Source organism: Rhizobacter sp. P2_D12, assembly GCF_056404395.1.
This window is the reverse complement of record NZ_JBFUEB010000069.1, coordinates 18653-35770: the sequence shown is the minus strand read 5'-3', so window position 1 is coordinate 35770 and position 17118 is coordinate 18653. Positions and strand designations below refer to the sequence as shown.

The following is a 17118-nucleotide window of genomic DNA, read 5'->3' as shown; positions in this document are numbered from 1 at the left end:
GTGCCGGCCTGGGCTGCGGCACTCGCCAGGCACTGGGCCAGCACGCGCAGCGRGCGCAGCTCGGGGCCCTGGGCACCGCCGACCTTGTCGATCAGCACGGCCTCGATGCGGGCCATCTCGTCGCCGGTCTGCTTCAGCGCGGCCAGCGTGCCGGGGGCCTGGGCCTCGGCGTCCTTCAGGGCCTGCTGCACGCCTTCGGGATTGGGCACCGATTCGCTGCTGCCGGGCTGGGCCTTGCCGGCGGCCAGCTCGATCTGGCGCACGGTGAGCTGCGAGCGGCCGCCGCCGACCGGGGCGCTGCGCAGGTCGGCCAGGCCGGCGGCCGGGTCGACCAGCGGCGCCAGCGCATTCAGGCGCATGGTCGGGTCGTTGTTGTCGTCGGCATCGAGCAGCGGGTAGACACGGTCCCAGTGGCGTTCGAGCAGGCCGGCGATCAAGGCCAGTGCGCTGGCGTAGGCCGGCAGGCCGTGCTGGCGGGCGCCGGCACGGGCCAGCAGCACGGCGATGCGCAGGTCGCGGGTGCGCTGGGCGAGTTCGCGCGCCTGCTCGAAGACGGCGCGCCAGTCGGGCTGCTCGGCCGCGATGACGGTGTCGCCGAACTGCTGCTCGGCCTTGCCGCGCGACGATTCTTCGAGCGCCAGGAAGGCCGCGTCGTATTCGAGGTCCGGCCCGCAGGGCGCGTCGTCGGAGAGCGGCGCCAGCAGTTCTTCGACGGGCAGGGCATTCATGGGCGTGCGGGCAATCGGGCGGTGACGATGGGGTGGACTCTAGAAAGCAGAAGGGACATTCACATCTGCCGAAAGTCACTTATTCGGCCCCCCAGTCGTCGCTGCACTCCTCCTGCCCCCAAGGGGCGCCACGCCAGGGGCCCGGCAAAGCCGGTTCCCCGGCGCGTTGCTTGATGGGCGCCTCGCTGCGCTGGCGCATTCGTAGCCCGGATGAAGCRCAGCGGAATCCGGGGCAGCGGCATTGCCACACACAACCCGGATTGGCATCCGGGCTTGTATGTTCCGTCTGCACCCCCAACCACGGGGGATGCACGAGCGCAGCGACGACTGGGGGGCCTTCAGAACGCCGAACACGACCCCCCATCGCTCACGTCCAGGCACCCCGACAGTTGCGGCTGGTTGCGCACCTTGCCCCACTCGGCCGCCAGCGGATCGGCCYGCTTGTCGTCTGCCGACAGCCCGCGGATCAGCGATGCGGCCGTGCAGATGTAGGGCTGCGCCAGGTTGCGGCCGTAGACGTCGGACTCGAACTGCGACTGGAAGCGCGACTGCAAGGCCTCGCGCGTGATGCCCAGGATGTCCAGGTTGGCTACCGGCACCGCCCCGAGCACCAGGTTGGCGCCCTGGAACGTGATCACGTAGCCGGTCGGCGAGGTCACCGTGCCCTGCGTGATCGCATACGTGCCGGCCGGGCTGGTGGCGGTGGCGGCCGTCGCCAGCGCGCCGGTCACCACCGTCGCGGCGTTGTCGCCGTTCAGCAGGCCRTTCACCGTGTAGGTCAGCGGCGGGATCGCTCCCGGCTGCCCGCTGGCCGGGTCGGCCGCCACCGTCAGCGTCGGCTGGGTCGGGAACAGCAGCTGCTGGCCGTTGCCCGGCAGCGCGATGCCCGACAGCGAACAGACCTGCGTGTCGCCGAAGCTGCAGCCGTAGTAACTGACCGCTCCGCCGGCCACAGGCGGGTTGCTCACCGCCGCCGTCCACACGCGCCAGTAGCTGCCCGCCGACAAGCTGGCTCCCGCGCCGAAGATCACCTGCGTCGGTGCCACGATGTCCAGCGTGCCGATCTCGTTGTCCATCGCGATCGAGCGGTTCAGCGTCACGCTGCCGCCGGCCCGCAGCAGCGCACTCGCGCCGCCCTGGCTGTCGGTGATGGCCAGCGTCTCGAAGGCGGCGCCGTCGGTGCTGAAGCGCGCCGCCGAGGCGCTGTCGATCACCAGGTTGCCCGCGGTGACCACCGACAGCGAGCCCGGCGGGTCGAACGCCAGCGTGCCGATCTGGTTCTGCGCATTCGTCAGGGTGACCGTGCTGCCCCCGTTGCCCTGGATCACCAGCCGGTCGACGGTGATCGGGCCGGTTTGCGAGACGTTGCCGCTGGTCAGCAGGCCGAGGTCGCGCACCCGGTTCTGCCCGCCCAGCAGGATGCCCAGCGATTCCCCGCCCTGGTTCTGCAGCGTCAGCGAGGTCGCCGGCAGGTCCAGCGCCTGGTCGGCCACGGTGATCAGTCCGCCCTGCGAGGACGAGCCGACGACGATGCCCTTGTCGGCCGTCAGGCCGCCGGTGCCGCCCACCGGCTGCAGCCAGCGCGACTCGATGACGAAGTCTGCCGTGTTGCCCGTCGGCGGTGCCGTCGCGATCAGGATCGGCGTGCCGGTCTGCTCCGACAGGCTGCCGTCGGCGGCGACGCCCAGCGGCCGCAGGTTGGCGCTTCCGCTGACGCGGATCACCGGTGCGGCGCCGAGCGACAGCGCCGTGCCGTTGTCTGTGGCGGCCCCGATCACCACCTCGCCGGCGTCCAGCGTCAGGCCCTTGCCGCCGCTGGGGCTGAACTGCTGCAGGCCGACGCCGCCGGTCGAATTGGCCGATTGCCCCGCCAGCGTCACGCGTGAGCTGCTGTTGGCAGCCGAGGCGATGGTCAGGGTGCCGTAGCGCAGGCCGACCGCGGCGCTGTCCGTGCCCAGCGCCGCGGCGCCGTCGTCGCCCCGCCCTGCCAGCACCACCGATCCGATGCCGGCCGCGATGTCGAGCGTGCCGATGTCCAACCCGACCGCCTGCTCGCCGCCGCCGGCGCTGCGGGTGGCGACGCCGCGCACGTCGATGGTGCCGGCGTCGGTGCGCAGCGAGTTGCCGTCCAGCCGCAYGGCCGAGCCGTGGCCCGCCAGGCCCAGGATGCCGATGTTGTTGGCCAGCACCGTGCTGCCGGTGATCTCGACGCCGGACTCCGAGGTGGCGGCATTGCCGGCGCCGCGGATCACGACGTCGCCGCGCGCTGCGGCGCCGCTGGTGTCGATGCCGCTGCGCACGATCGACACCGCGGACTGCTGCCCGTTGCCGCGCGCGAAGCCGGTGGCGGGGTCGGTGCCGCCGCTCAGGGTCAGGTTGCCGCCGCCGGTGGCGAGCAAGGTGCCGACCAGGCTGACGACGCCGCTGCCGCTGCCGTCCAGGTCGCTCAGCAGGTTGATGTCCATCGCGCCGGCACCGGCGGCGACCGAGATCGAGCTGCCGTCGCCGAGCGAGATGCTGTCGTGCGCGCGCAGCGTCAGGCTGGTGCGCGCGGTTCCCGTGCTGCGCACGATGGCGGCACCGGGCGCCATCGTGATGCTGCCGGTGGCGGTGCCGGTGGCGGCCGTGCCGGTCGTGATCTCGACGCTGGTGCCGGCATCGAGGGCGGCCGAGATGTCGGCCGCGCGCACGTTCGCACCGGGGGCCGTCGGCGAGAAGCTGCCCTCGACGCCGATGGTCGCGCTGTCGGAGATCGTCACGTCGAAGGGGTCGAGCGACCAGGTGCCGGCCTTGCCGCCGGCCGCGCGCGCGCCGGCATCGACGCTGCCTTGCCGCGACAGCACCCCGTTCGCGTCGGCCAGGCTGGTGGTCATCGCGGTGCCCGAGGTCTCGACGCTGCCGCCGTTGCCGCCGGCCGCGCCGCCGCGTGCGCTCAGCGCGCCGTACATCTCGAGCACGCCGAAGTCGGTGCGCGCCACCGGCGGCGAGGTGCCGCCCGGCGCCTGGTTCAGCATCGCGCGCAGCGAGACGGTGCCGCCGTTGCCGTTGCCGGTCGCGTCGGCGCTGATGACGCTGCCGTCCGCGACCGTCAGCGATGCGGTACCGGTACCGCCGGCCGCGATGCTGCCGCCGCCCGTGCTGCCGTCGGCCGAGATCCGAACCGGCGTGCGGCCGCTGCTCAACGAGATGAAGCGGCCGCCCAGCGTGATGGTGCCGGCCGTGCCGGTGCTGCTGTTGGCCGACAGCGTCGCGCCTTCGATCTGCAACTGCGAGATCGTGCTGTTGCCCGCATCGACCACGATGCTGCCGCCCGGGCCGTCGCTGCTGTCGGTGCTGAGGGTGCCGCCGATGAAGACGGTGTCGCTGCGCTGGCCTTCCTCGGGGCTGACCGCGCCGACGCGGATCGTGCCGCCGGCGGCCACGGTCTGCGAGCCGGCATCCAGGAAGACACCGCCGCCTTGCGGCGTCGGCGTGGCGGACAGCACCTGGATGAAGCCGCTGGTGGTGACCGGCGACAGCGTCGCCGCCGAGGCGTTGCCGATCGTGATCGAACCGCGCGGTGCGCTGATCGAGCCGGCATGTTCGACGCCGTCGCGGCCCAGCAGCAGGATGGAGCCGCCTTCGCCGGCCACGATCTGCGGCACGGCCGGGTTGGTCGCCTCCTGGATGGTCAGGCTGGTGCCGCTCAGGCCGGTCCCCGCGTCGGCGAAACCGATGGCGCCGCCGTTGATGAAGCCGGCGTAGCTGTTGGCCGTCATGTCGGCGGTCAGGTCGAGCGTGGTCGCCACCAGCGAGCCCACGTTCACCTGCGCGCTGGGCCCGAACACGATGCCGGTCGGGTTGACCAGGAAGACGCGGCCGTTGGCACTGATGCCGCCGTAGATTTCGCTGATCGGCACGCCGTTGGCGCTGCCGGTGACGCGGTTGATCAGGATGCTCTGCGCGTTCGGCTGCACGAAGTTGACCTTGGCGCTGCTGCCGACGCTGAAGCTCTGCCACTCGACCAGCGCGCGGTTGGTCGCACTCTGGCTCTGCGTCACCGCGAGCGTCGGGTTGGTGCCGCCGGTGGCGGTGCCGACGGTGGCGTTGATCTGTGCGCCGCCCGGTGCGACCACCGGCAGCTGCGTGGCCACCGGGGCGGCCAGGACCGGGCCGCCGAGCAGCAGGGCCACGGCCAGCGCGACCGGCAGCAGGCGCGGCTGGAACGCCCGGGAAGACGGGTGCGAAGACGGGCGCGAAGGCGAAGTGCGGGTTGCCATGGACATGTCCTCAGAATGCGTGTTGCAGCTCGACCAGGAAGCGCGTGCGCTTGTCGTCGGCTTCGGAGGTGACCGGCTCGTCGCCGCGCCGCGCGACGGCGGCCTTCAGCGTGAAGAGCTCGGGGTTGGTGTACTGCACGCCCAGGCCCGAGCCGTGCAGGTTCAGCGTGTTGGCGCCGCCGCCGGTCGGGCGCTTGAAGCGCTTGCCGTGGCCGGCGTCGTGGAAGACGAAGCCGGTCCATTGCGGGTCGATCCACAGGCGCAGCTCGGTGTTCAGCACCACGGCCTCGTCCGACGAGCCCTCGGCCGACGGATAGGCGCGCACGCCGCGTGCGCCGCCGAGCGTCATCTTCTCGGCGTTGTCCAGGTTCTTGCTGGCGAGCTGGCCGACCAGGCCGATGAACAGCGACACCTTGGGCGCCACCGCCTGCAGCCGGTTGACCTGCACGCCGAGCTTGCGGAAGCTGCCCTGCGTCGCACCGTCGCCGAGCCCGGCGTCGTAGTCGCGGTAGGACTCGCTCTCGATGTCGAGCTTGCCGAACTGCAGCGACAGGCTGCCGCCGGTGAAGCCGCCGCCGGCGAAGGCGTCGCGGTTCTCGCCCGACAGGCTGAACTCGCCGCCGCGGATCTTCTTCTCGGTGGTGTCGCCGAACTCGTCGACCAGCTTCTTGCTCGTCAGCACGAAGCGGCCGACCAGGTTGCGCTCGCGCGTGCGCACGAACGGGTACGACAGCGAGACGTCGGCCACGTTGGCCGAGCCGGTGGCGCCGGCGCCGGCGAAATCCTGGCCCAGCTCGTACTCGACGCGCGAGATGCCGGCACCCACGCGCCAGGGGCTGGCGCCGAGCGGGATCTCGTAGCCCAGGCGACCGACCACCGTGCCCTTGCCGCTGGAGACGGAAGCGCGCAGGTCGAGGTTGTCGCCCGAGCCGGTGGGGTTGTTCCAGCGCAGCAGCGCGCCGGCGCGGTACCGGCCGCTGACCTCGGAGCCGTAGTTGTCGGCATCGACGCTCGCATCCCAGCCGCGCCGCGCCTCGGTCTGCACCGCGATCGCGTACTGGCCTTCATCGCCGGTGGGCAGCAGCGTGGCCTTGGCGGAGACGCCGGGCCAGTCGTTCAGCGTGTACATCGCGCGGTCGAGGGCCAGCACGTCCAGCGGCTGGTCCTTCGCGATGCCGCTGCGTTCGAGCACGCGGGTGATGCGGGCCGGCGCGATCGGCGGCTTCTCGGGGGCGTCGACCGTCACGCGCGATACGCGCGGCTCGACGATGGCGACCTGCAGCACGCCCTGCGCCAGGTCCTGCGTCGGGAAGCCGACGCCAACCAGGCCGTGGCCGCGCTCCTCGTAGAAGCGGCGCAGCGCGACGGCGATCACGGCCAGGTCGGTGGCATCGATGGGCCGGTTCAGCCAGGGCTTGACGACCTGCTGCAGCTCGGCCTCGGGGACGACCTTGGTGGGCGTGAAGCGCACCGCGGTGAGGGTGAACTTGACGGCCGGTGCGGCGGCACGCGGTGCAGAAGCCGGGGGCGCAGCCTGCGGCGCGTTGCGCAGGGCCGGAGCCTGCGCCCGGGCCAGCAGCGGAAGGGCCAGCGCGAGGGCCAGCGGCAGCGTGCGAAGGGGGAAGTTGGTCATGCTCGTTCTCAGCGCGCAGCGACCGCGTTGAACACCTGCAGGCGTCCGTTGCCGATCACGTTGAACGGGGCCCAGAAGAAGGGATGGGCGAAGCGGCGGTTCTTCTGCACCTCGAGCTGGGCCTGCTGCATCGCGCCCATCAGGTCGCGGCCACCGGCCAGTTCGCGGTACAGCCGCGTCATCAGCAGGTCGGTCGACTCGTCGGCCACCGGCCACAGCGAAGCGACGATGCTGTTGGCGCCGGCCGACAGGATGGAGTGCGTGAAGCCGACGATCTCGTCCCCGCGCGACACCTTGCCGAGGCCGCTTTCGCAGGCCGACAGCGTCATCAGGCGCACGCCGTCGAGCTTGAGGTTGTAGATGTCGCGCGCCTCCAGCAGGCCGGATTCGCCGGGCGCGGCGGCCAGCAGCACGCGCGAGAACAGCGGGTCGGCTTCGTCCAGTTCGGCGTGGGCCGCGATGTGCACCACGCTGGCCGACGCGGCGCCGTCCTTGAAGCGCTGCTTGGTGGCCTGCTGCTGCACGAAGACCTCGCTGCGGCTGAACTGCTGCGCCACCTTCTGCACCTCGCGCTCGGCGCCGGGCAGCGGCGGCACGTCGCGGTCGGTGGCGGGGTTGCCGAAGCCGAGCAGCGACGAGGCCTGGGCATTGCCGCGCGCCAGCAGCCGCGAGCCGACCGCCGCCGACGGCCAGACCGCCAGCGCGCTGCGCTCGATCAGGAAGCTGCGCCCGTCGTGCAGCGCCTGGAACGGCAGGTAGTGCAGCGGGCCGTGCGGCACGACGAAGAGGCGGCGCGTGTCGCCCAGGTCGATGCCCGACAGCAGCGACTTGTACAGCCCCTGGGCCAGCGAGGGGGTGTCGCGGCGGCGCTCGATGACGCTGCTGCGGAAGGCGTCGACCTGCTTGGCGAGCGAGGCCTGGCCCTGCGGGATCACCGCGGCCGACAAGCCGCTGCGTGCGACCAGCCAGACCACGCTACGGTCTTCGAGCACGTGGAACTGCAGCACCGCGTCGCCGGCACCGAGCGAGCGCTGCAGCTCGGCCAGCGAGACGCGCTCCTGGGCGAGGGTGTCGCTGGCGCGGTCGCGGATCGAATCGAGCAGCTGGCGCGAACGCGAGGCCTCGGACAGCGTCCAGGCGGCCTCGTAGTTGCGCGCGTCCAGGCTCAGCGCGAGCGCGGCGTTGAAGACCTGCTGGATGTCGCCGAACAGGCCGGTCTTGAATTCTTCGCTGGTGAACTTGCTGCGCAGGCGTTCGGCCTGCTGCACGGTGTCGAGGTAGGCGTTGAGCGCGGCGGTCTTGTCGCCGCGGGCCGCCTCGACGCGGGCGATGCCTTCGGAGGCCCACAGCCGGTGGTAGGGCGCGTCGCCGGTGCCGGGGTCGGCCAGCACCTGCCTGAAGAGCACCAGCGCCTCGTTCGGCTGGGCACTGCCGAGCAGCGCATTGGCGCGGCTGCGCTTGTAGAAGGCGCCGAGCTTGTCGGTCTCGCGCACCGGGACCTGGTCGAGTTGCTTCAGCGCTTCGGGGGCACGGCCGGCGGCGGTGTAGGCATTGGCGAGCGAGACCTGCACCAGCGGGCGGAAGCGGTCGCTCGCGAGCGCGATGCTGCGGTGGTAGTAGTCGGCGGCATCGCCGTAGCGGGCGCGGCGCACGGCCACGTCGCCCAGCACCTTGAGGGACGGGGCGTGGGCCTGCTGCGGGTTCTTCGGCGTGAGGGCGAGCGAGCCGTTGGCGAAGCGTTCGGCCTCGTCGAGCAGGCCGGCGTAGCTGTAGGCGATGGCCAGGTCGCGCTGCGCGAGGGATTGCAGGTCGGCGTTGTCGTCGACCTGGCCCAGGTGCAGCGCCTTGCTGGCGGCGCGGATGCTTTGGCGGAACTCGCCCTGCTCGGCGAGCGCGATGGAGCGGCCGCAGTAGCCGTAGCCGTCGAGCTTGACGACGTCGCGTGCGTAGAGCGCCTTGCCTTCGGCACTGACGGAGAAGAGGCTCTCGGCGTCGCGCTGGCGGGCGAGGGCGTCGCGGGCCTGGTTGTTGGCGGGGGCCAGGCCATCGGCCGCGGCGGGCTGGACCTGGGCCCGGGCGCTGGTGGCCAGCAGCAGGGCGCAGGCGAGTGCCACGCAGCCTGCACGAACAGAGGGAATCGACACAGCTTTGCCTTTCGATGCATGCGGGCGCCGCGCATGCCGCGGGCCGCGCGTGAGCGCAATCGCGGGGCGATGCTAGGAGCGGGGCGGGTGGTCACAAAGTGACCAAGGTGAGTCGACCGGCGGTTCTAGGGGGGCGGCCCGGGCCTGCTTCCGGAGGGGGGATCTCCCTATTTTCTGCACATCTCCTTGGAAGACTGCGGCGCGTCAAGCGCCACACCACACAGGGGGATTCATGCTGGACATCACCCGACGGCTTGCCGTCGTTGCCTTTCTTGCCCTGCCATTGAAGGCCATGGCGGCGGGCTACCCGCCCGGCACCAAGGTCTGGAGCTGGACCTACAACGCCCGCGGGCAGAAGCTCACCGCCACGGCGCCGGACGGCACGACGACGACCTGGACCTACTACGAGGACAAGACCGCCGACCACATGGTCGGCGACATGGAGAGCGAGACCACGAGCGACGGACGCGTCACGCGGTTCAAGCGCTACGACCGGTTGGGCCAACTGCTGGAGAGYGTCGACCCGAACGGGATCGTCATCCTGCAGACCTGGGACCTGCGGCAGCGCTTGCTGTCGCGCAGCGTGGGCGGCCGCGTCACCCGGTACGCGTATGACGCCGCGGGCCAGCTCAAGCGGCTGACGCAGCCCGACGGCAGCTGGGTCGGCTGGGACTACGACGACGCGCACCGCAAGGTGGCGGTCTACGACGACCAGGGCCACCGCATCGACTACCTGCTGGACATGGCCAGCATCAAGGTCCGCGAGAAGGTGCGGGACCCGGGCGGTGCCCTGCGGCGCACGCTGGAGCGCATCGTCGACGATCTCGGCCGGGTGCAGCAGAGCGAAGGCCGGGAGGCCGCGCCATGAGGGGCCGGGTGCAGTACCTCGTGAGCGCCTGTGCGCTGCTGGCCGTTGCGGCCGAAGCTCAGACCCTTCCTCCGTCCCCCGTCTCGCCCCGGTCGGTGACCCGCTATGAATACGATGCCGAGGGGCAGGTCACCAAGGTGATCCGCGGCGCCGGCAGCCTGAACCTGGAGACGCGGATCGCGTACGACCCGCTGAACCGGGTCAAGGCGCACGTCGATCCGGTGGGCGGCACGACCGGGCTCGAGCACGACGGCAGCGACCGGCTCACGCAGGTGACCGACCCGCGCGGGCTGGTCACGCGCTATCCGGTGAAGCCCACCGGCGATGGCAGCCAGGTGATCAGCCCGGACACCGGCGTCACCGACCTCACGGTCGATGAGGCCGGGCGCGTGTCGACCCGCATCGACAGCCGCGGCGTGGCTCAGCGCATCGCCTACGACACTGCCGGGCGGCTGAATGCCATGCAGTACACCCAGGAAGGACAGTCCCCTGCGCTGCTCGTCTGGAACTACAGCCAGACCGGCCCGGGCTTCAGCTTCGGCATCGGACGCCTGACTTCGACGGCTTTCCCGGGCGGGTCGACGCAGTATGCGCACAACGAGTGGGGCGAGGTGGTCGCGAGCACGCAGCGTGTGCTTGCGACGGCGGGCGCCAACGGCGCGACCGTCACGACCGCCGTCGGCTACGAGTACACGCTCGGGCGCCTGACCGGCATCACGTATCCGTCGGGGCGCCGGCTCGTGATCCGCTGGCAGGGCGCCCACGTGGTGTCGATCGCGCTGGCGAAGGACGCGGGGAGCGACCCGATGCCGCTGATCGACCAAGTCAGGTACCAGCCCTTCGGTCCGGTCGAAAGCTGGCAATGGGCGATGACCGGCGGCGCGCAGACCCACGAGCGGATGACCGACCTGGACGGGCGCATCGTGCGGATGCGCATCGGCGATGTCTTGCGCGACATCCGCTACGACGAGGCCGACCGGATCGTGTCGTACACGCACCTGGCGCCGGATGGCACGGCGCAGCCTGCGCTGGACCAGGGCTTCGGCTACGACGCGAACAGCCGGCTGACGAGCATCGTCACCGCGACGGCCAGCTGGGCGATCTCGTACGACCCGAACGGCAATCGCACCCAGGTCAGCCTGAGCGGGGTCCCCAGCGCCTACATCACCGAAGCGACCAGCAACCGGCTCAGCGCGATGACGAACCCGGCGCGCAGCTTCGGCTACGACAACGCCGGGAACACGACCAGCGACAGCGAGGGCTACACCGCGAGCCATGACCTGCCCGGGCAATTGGCGGTGCTGGCGCGGGGCGGATCGACTGCGCGCTACAGCTACGACACCGAGCGGCGGCGCATCCGCAAGTTCACGAGCGGGGGACCGCAGAGCACGGTGATCTTCGTGTACGACCCGCAGGGGCAGTTGCTCGGCGAGTACGACCACCAAGGCCGCACCATCCGCGAGTACGTGTGGCTGGACGACGTGCCGGTGGCAGTGTTCATGCCGGACCCTGCGGACACGGCAGCCGCACCGCTGGTCCACTTCATTCACACCGACCACCTCAACACGCCACGCGTGGTGGTCGACCGCGAGGGCCGGCAGCGCTGGAGCTGGATGGCCGAGCCCTTCGGCAGCACGGCGCCGCTGACCAACCCGGCCGGGCTCGGGGACTTCACATTCAACCTGCGGTTCCCGGGGCAGTACGCGGATGCGGAGTCGGGGCTGTTCTACAACTGGAACCGTTACTACCGGACGGACGGCGGGGGCTACACGCAGAGCGATCCGATTGGCTTGGCAGGCGGGGGCCTTTCGACCTATACCTACGTCAACGGGAATCCGCTGTCGAAAGTCGATACCCAGGGATTGAATGAAGAGGTACTCCCGGGGCTCTTGCCGGTCGCCGTTCCGTCCATCACGGCCCTTTGCACGGGCGGTCCGGTCGCGTGCGCTCTGGCCAGTGCCGGCATTGCCGGATACGCCGGGGGGACGTTGCTATACCCGTACATCGAAGAGCCCCTGGGCGACGCAATCGAATGGTGCATGAGTGTGGATTGGCGCGGTGAGCGCAAGGCCTGTTATCAGACTTGTGACGCGGTCTACAAAGCGTGTGTTTCATCAACGGACAACCGACGTGTCCGAGCCGGCTGTCTGGCCAGTCACCAGACATGCATCATTCAGTGCAACATGAGACATCGGAAGCCTTAGCCATGGATCAAACCGCTCGATTTGTCCCTATTGCCTCCCGCAACCTCATCTTCATCGGACCGGACGGCCATGAAATGCCAATCCACGTGGCCATCAGCGCGCCCTATGCCGAAGCGAAAGCCGAAGAAGCAAGGGGCGAAGCAGGGTGCCTGGTCCTGACTTGCGACGACCCCGACCTTGCAACCGAAATCACCGGCGTCGATGAGATGGAGGCATTGCTCGCTGGCCTGGAGTTTCTTCAGTCCTTTCTGGTGAACCTGGAGTCCATGAGCGGAGGCACGCTGAAGGCACTGGATGGTTCGCCCTTTGATGCCAACGGATCGATCCTGCTGCAGGAATCGCGGGCCATCCAAGCGAGGAAGAACGCAGGACGGTCGACCTGAGGTCCCGGGCCGTACGCGATCGATGGCTTCAATCCGGACGACCACGTGAAGAACTGCATCGCGGCGCAGCATGCCGTGGGTAGGGTGATCTCCACAATTTCTGCACACGTCCTCTGAAGACTGTCTGCAAAGGAGAACCCGATGAGCCGACCCCCTCTCGCGAATCCGGCGATGCTGCGATCTGCGCTCGAACTGGCCCAGACGGGCAGGTTCGAAGAGGCACAGGCCATGGCATCGTGGCTCGAGAAGGGGGCGCTGTCGACCGACGAGCTGCGCAAGCTGGCGCTGGTCTACGCCTACTGCGGCGGCGACCTCGATGCCGAAGAGGTGTGGGCTGCCGTCTGCACCCGCGACGACGTCGGTCCGGCGGACTGCTTCATGCTCGCTTCCGTGCAAGTCGCGCTGGGCCGGTTCGATCAGGCGATCCGGAACTTCTGGCGCGAGTTCTCGGCGGCGCGACGGGAGGGCAGGAGGGTCTGCCAGGACGTGTCGGGGATCAACCTGGCGCACTTTCTCGCTGCGTCAGGCGACAAGACGCAGGCGCTGCAGGTCCTCGGGCAGATCGATGGCTCGCAAAGCGCCTACGTTCCCGGTGTCGGTTTCCTGACGAAGCAGGAACTGCTCCTGAGTCTGGTTGCAAGGCGCCGTTGAACGTGGCCGACCGCTGGTGCAGGCCCGATCAAGGCACCGCCCTCAACACCGCATACAGCTCGCGCGTGCGCACCGGCTTGAACAGCACCTGGTGCCCGCTGTCGTGCACCCGCTTCACCTGCTCCGGTGAGGTGTCCCCGGTGATCAGCAGCGCCGGCAGCGGCGCGCCGTAGAACTCGCGCACCCGCTCGATCGCCTGGATGCCGTCCTCGTCGTTGGCCAGGCGAAGGTCGGACACCACCACGTCGATCACGCCGGCGTGGCGGCGCACCTCGGTGCAGGCCTCCAGGATGGTGCCCGCCGTCAGCACGTGGTAGCCCCAGGTCTGCAGCAGCTCGCGCATGCCTTCGCGGATGATCTCCTCGTCGTCGATCAGCAGCACCGTGCGGTTCGCGTCGGCCTCGGCCGGCACCGTGTCGGCGGCGATCACCATGTTGTCCATCTCGGCCAGCTCGGTCGGCTTGATCAGGATGCGGAACACCGTGCCGCGCCCCGGCGTCGAGCTCACCTCCAGCTTGTGCCCCATCAGCAGCACCAGCCGCTTGACGATCGCCAAGCCCATGCCCAGCCCGCGCGTGCGGTCGCGCCCCGGGTTGCCCACCTGGTAGAACTCGTCGAAGACCTTGGGCAGCTCGTCCTCGGCCATGCCGATGCCGGTGTCCCACACCTCGATGCTGATCTGGTGCCGCCGGTTGCGCGCCACCACCACGATGCCGCCCTCGTGCGTGTAGCGGATCGCGTTGTGGATCAGGTTGCTCAGCACGCGTTCCAGCAGGTGCGGGTCGCTGGTGATGATCTTGCCGCCCGGCTTGAAGCGCAGCGCCAGCCCCAGCTCCTCGGCCTGCCCGCTGCAGTGCATGTGCAGCACGCGGAACAGGTCGCGGATCGGGAACGACTGCGGGTTGGGCTCGATCACGCCGGCATCGAGCTTCGAGATGTCCAGCATCGACGTGAACGATTGCTCCAGCGCATCGATCGAGCGGATCATGTTGCCCACCATCGGCTGCAGCGGCGAGCCCTTCAGCTGCTTCTCCAGCGTGGCCGCGAACAGCCCCAGCGCATGCATCGGCTGGCGCAGGTCGTGGCTGGCCGACGCGAGAAAGCGGCTCTTCTCGCGGTTGGCCCGCTCCACCAGGAACACCTGCTGGCGCAGCGCGCGCACTAGCGCGTCGTTGTCGAGCTTGGTCTGCAGCTCGCGCATCAGCAGCCGGTGCCGCGACAGCGCGAACGCCGCCGTCGCGATGCCGAACAGCGCCACCAGCACCCCGAGCGTCATCGACAGCGGCAGCCCTTCGCGCAGCAGCACCGCCACCAGCGGCGACAGCAGCGGCAGCAGCCACAGGTAGATCGCCGGCCGGTACGCGGCCGCCACATGCGCGCCGGCCGCGGCCATGGCCAGCAGCACGACGATCAGCCACGAGGTGGCGGCCCAGCGGGTGCTGGGCAGCAGCCACCAGGCCGCCGCGCCCCACGCGACGGCCGACAACCCCAGCACCGCCAGGTAGCGCAGCAGCCAGTACTGCGGCTCGGCCAGCGCCGCACGGCCCTGGCGCCGGAAGGTGTAGGCCAGCACGAGGTGCAGCGCCTGCACGCTGTGCATCGCGGCCGACCACCACAGCACGCGCGGGTCGTCGGTCAGCAGCGCGAAGACACCCCAGCCCAGCAGCGCGGCGACGAAGGACACCGCCACCGAGCCGAAGGCGTAGCGGAACAGCCGCTCCACCTGCGACGCGCGCGTGCGCTCGCGCCGGCGCTCGTGGCCTTCGTCGGGATGCGAATCGTGGGCACCCGGCGTGGCCGAGGGCGCGATGCGGAACACCACCGGCTGACTGTCTATCGGAAGAGGCTGATCAGGTGCGAGCGCGACTTGACGTCCAGCGCCAGCAGGATGGTGGACACATAGTTCTTGATCGTGCCCAGCGACAGCCCGGTCGCGGTGCTGATCTCCTGGTTGGAGCAGCCGGACAGCACCAGCTCCAGGATCTCGAGGTGGCGCGGGCCCAGTTCGGCCACGCGGTCGTAGCTGGACGAGCTGGGGAACTTGGGGAAGCGAGCGCCGGCATGGCCGTTGGCGCCCGGCGAGGCCGACAGCAGCCCCAGCACGGTGTCGCACATCGCGCGCGGCGCCTGGCCCTTGGTGACGTAGCCGACCGCGCCGAGCGCGCGCACCTGGCCGATCACGAACTCGTCCTGCGTGCCGCTGATGACGGCCACGCGTGCCTGCGGGAAGGTCTCGAGGAACTGCTTCAGCCCCTGCAGCCCCTTGCAGTCGGGCATGTTCAGGTCGAGCAGCACCAGCGTGGTGTCGGGGTGGGCGCGGTAGCTCTCGATCGCGTCGTGCAGCGTGCTGGCCTCGATCAGCTCGAGCGGCGTGCCCTCGATGCTCGACAGGCTGGTGACGATGCCCACGCGCAGCAGCGCGTGATCGTCGACGATCAGGATCTTGGGAAGGGCGGACACGGCGGCGGCAGTGTTTAGAACAGAACTCATCGCAGGGATGCCTCATCGACGCTCATGCAAGCGCGCATCCTATGCGCTGGAGCGCCGTGAGGCAAACCGCCCATCCGGGTGATCCCCAGTTTTGGGGAGGAGACCGTGGCCCGGATGCCGATCCGGGTCGTGCTTCAGAACAGGTGCGTGAACAGCCAGTACAGCGAGCCCGACAGCAGGATCGCCGCCGGAAGCGTCAGCACCCAGGCCATCAGCAGGTTGCGGATGGTCGACATCTGCAGCCCCGAACGGTTGGCCGCCATCGTGCCCGCGACGCCCGACGACAGCACGTGCGTCGTCGACACCGGCAGGCCGTAGATGTCGGCGGCGCCGATGGTCATCATCGCCACCAGCTCGGCCGACGCCCCTTGCGCATAGGTCAGGTGGGTCTTGCCGATCTTCTCGCCCACGGTCACGACGATGCGCTTCCAGCCCACCATCGTGCCCAGGCCGAGCGCGATCGCCACCGCCACCTTCACCCACAGCGGGATGAACTTGGTGGCATCGTCGATCTGCTTCTTGTAGGCCTTCAGGTTGGCCCGGGTGTCCGCGTCGAACCCGGTGCCTTCGGCCTTGTCCAGGAAGCGGATCGCCTCCGACGTCAAATACATGTCGTTACGAACATTCGCGACGGCCCCGGCCGGCACGCGGGCCAGCGAGCCGTGTTCCTTGACCTGCCGGCCGATGTCGCCGGTCACCGCGGCCAGAGCCGCCACCACCTCGGGCGCCAGCGCCCTGGTGCGCACGTACTCCGACAGCGTCTTGCGCGGGTCGGCCGGCGCGGCGATCGCGGTGTTGCGCACCAGCGAGGTCTGCGTGGCCTGCGCCATCGCGACGAACTGCGTCATCTGGTCGACCGGCATCGCGCGGTTCAGCGCATAGGCCATCGGCACGGTGCCCACCAGGATCAGCATGATCAGGCCCATGCCCTTCTGCCCGTCGTTCGAGCCGTGCGCGAACGACACGCCGGTGCAGGTGAGCACCAGCAGGCCGCGGATCCACCACGGTGGCGGCTGGTTGCCCTTCGGCTCTTCGTACAGCGCGCGGTTCTTGACCAGCGCGCGCAGCGCCACCAGCAGCAGCGCGGCGCAGCCGAAGCCCACCAGCGGCGACAGCAGCAGCGAATAGCCGACCTTGGTGGCCTGCGTCCAATCGACGCCGCTGGTGCCGTCGCGGCCATGCATCAGCGCGTTGGCGATGCCCACGCCGATGATGGAGCCGATCAGCGTGTGCGACGACGAGGCCGGCAGCCCCAGCCACCAGGTGCCCAGGTTCCACACGATGGCGGCGATCAGCAGCGCGAACACCATCGCGAAGCCGGCGCCCGAGCCCACCTGCAGGATCAGCTCCACCGGTAGCAGCGAGATGATGCCGAAGGCCACGGCGCCGCTGGACAGCAGCACGCCGAGGAAATTGAAGAAGCCCGACCAGACCACCGCGATGTTGGGCGGCATCGAGTGGGTGTAGATCACCGTGGCCACCGCGTTGGCGGTGTCGTGGAAGCCGTTGACGAACTCGAAGCCGAGTGCGATCAGCAGCGCCACGCCGAGCAGCAGGAAGGGCAGCCAGGTGGTGGCGCGGGCTCCCGCCTCGCTGATGTCGCCCACCAGGCTGTAGCCGGTGAACAGCAGGCCGGCGGCGAGCAGGCCGATGAACAGGATCGCCGTCAGCGGGCCGGGTTTGTGGTCCAGGTGCGGGCGTGACGACGGGGTGGAGGGCGCCGAGGACGGCAGCGCGCCGGCAGTGGTGGTGTTCATG

General features: G+C 70.1%; 11 protein-coding genes. 4 read left to right on the top strand and 7 right to left on the bottom strand.

What is annotated here, in order from left to right; all coding sequences use genetic code 11:
- From tssA to AC1DYN_RS21495, 4 genes are all read right to left on the bottom strand, one after another.
- On the bottom strand, window positions 1-728 hold a 728-nt coding region (tssA, locus tag AC1DYN_RS21510), incomplete at its 3' end, for a type VI secretion system protein TssA (RefSeq protein WP_477963151.1).
- A 338-nt stretch (window positions 729-1066) separates the two neighbouring features.
- Complete coding sequence (locus AC1DYN_RS21505) at window positions 1067-4987, bottom strand: beta strand repeat-containing protein (RefSeq protein WP_477963150.1); 3921 nt, start codon at window positions 4985-4987, stop codon at window positions 1067-1069.
- A gap of 10 nt (window positions 4988-4997) precedes the next feature.
- Window positions 4998-6620, bottom strand: a complete 1623-nt coding sequence (locus AC1DYN_RS21500) for a ShlB/FhaC/HecB family hemolysin secretion/activation protein (protein WP_477963149.1) — start codon at window positions 6618-6620, stop codon at window positions 4998-5000.
- A gap of 8 nt (window positions 6621-6628) precedes the next feature.
- Window positions 6629-8734, bottom strand: coding sequence for a CHAT domain-containing protein (locus AC1DYN_RS21495; RefSeq protein ID WP_477963148.1), 2106 nt, complete (start codon window positions 8732-8734; stop codon window positions 6629-6631).
- A gap of 262 nt (window positions 8735-8996) precedes the next feature.
- Here AC1DYN_RS21495 and AC1DYN_RS21490 point away from each other — a divergent pair, with 262 nt between their 5' ends.
- The 4 genes from AC1DYN_RS21490 (at window position 8997) to AC1DYN_RS21475 (ending at window position 12870) form a co-directional block, all read left to right on the top strand.
- Window positions 8997-9632: a hypothetical protein gene (locus tag AC1DYN_RS21490; RefSeq protein WP_477963147.1), complete on the top strand. Its 636-nt coding sequence runs from the start codon at window positions 8997-8999 to the stop codon at window positions 9630-9632.
- Window positions 9629-11836, top strand: coding sequence for an RHS repeat domain-containing protein (locus AC1DYN_RS21485; protein WP_477963146.1), 2208 nt, complete (start codon window positions 9629-9631; stop codon window positions 11834-11836). The genes AC1DYN_RS21490 and AC1DYN_RS21485 overlap by 4 nt, the downstream gene beginning before the upstream one ends.
- Before the next feature lie 2 nt (window positions 11837-11838).
- Entirely contained in the window at window positions 11839-12219 is a 381-nt protein-coding gene (locus tag AC1DYN_RS21480) for a hypothetical protein (RefSeq protein WP_477963145.1), read from the top strand.
- A 141-nt stretch (window positions 12220-12360) separates the two neighbouring features.
- Entirely contained in the window at window positions 12361-12870 is a 510-nt protein-coding gene (locus AC1DYN_RS21475) for a hypothetical protein (RefSeq protein ID WP_477963144.1), read from the top strand.
- 28 nt (window positions 12871-12898) lie between these two features.
- Here AC1DYN_RS21475 and AC1DYN_RS21470 read toward each other — a convergent pair whose 3' ends face one another.
- The 3 genes from AC1DYN_RS21470 to AC1DYN_RS21460 form a co-directional block, all read right to left on the bottom strand.
- Window positions 12899-14692, bottom strand: a complete 1794-nt coding sequence (locus tag AC1DYN_RS21470; protein WP_477963143.1) for a hybrid sensor histidine kinase/response regulator — start codon at window positions 14690-14692, stop codon at window positions 12899-12901.
- Window positions 14693-14703: 11 nt separating this feature from the next.
- Window positions 14704-15330 (bottom strand): response regulator transcription factor, encoded by a 627-nt coding sequence (locus AC1DYN_RS21465; protein ID WP_477963142.1) that lies wholly within the window; start codon window positions 15328-15330, stop codon window positions 14704-14706.
- A 164-nt stretch (window positions 15331-15494) separates the two neighbouring features.
- Entirely contained in the window at window positions 15495-17117 is a 1623-nt protein-coding gene (locus tag AC1DYN_RS21460) for an inorganic phosphate transporter (protein ID WP_477963141.1), read from the bottom strand.
- Window position 17118 lies beyond the last annotated feature (1 nt).

Excerpts from the sequence above, each read along its gene's own strand:
- AC1DYN_RS21485 (WP_477963146.1), top strand. The coding sequence starts at position 9,629 with ATGAGGGGCCGGGTGCAGTACCTCGTGAGCGCCTGTGCGCTGCTGGCC.
- AC1DYN_RS21460 (WP_477963141.1), bottom strand. The coding sequence starts at position 17,117 with ATGAACACCACCACTGCCGGCGCGCTGCCGTCCTCGGCGCCCTCCACC.
- AC1DYN_RS21475 (WP_477963144.1), top strand. The coding sequence starts at position 12,361 with ATGAGCCGACCCCCTCTCGCGAATCCGGCGATGCTGCGATCTGCGCTC.
- AC1DYN_RS21480 (WP_477963145.1), top strand. The coding sequence starts at position 11,839 with ATGGATCAAACCGCTCGATTTGTCCCTATTGCCTCCCGCAACCTCATC.
- AC1DYN_RS21500 (WP_477963149.1), bottom strand. The coding sequence starts at position 6,620 with ATGACCAACTTCCCCCTTCGCACGCTGCCGCTGGCCCTCGCGCTGGCC.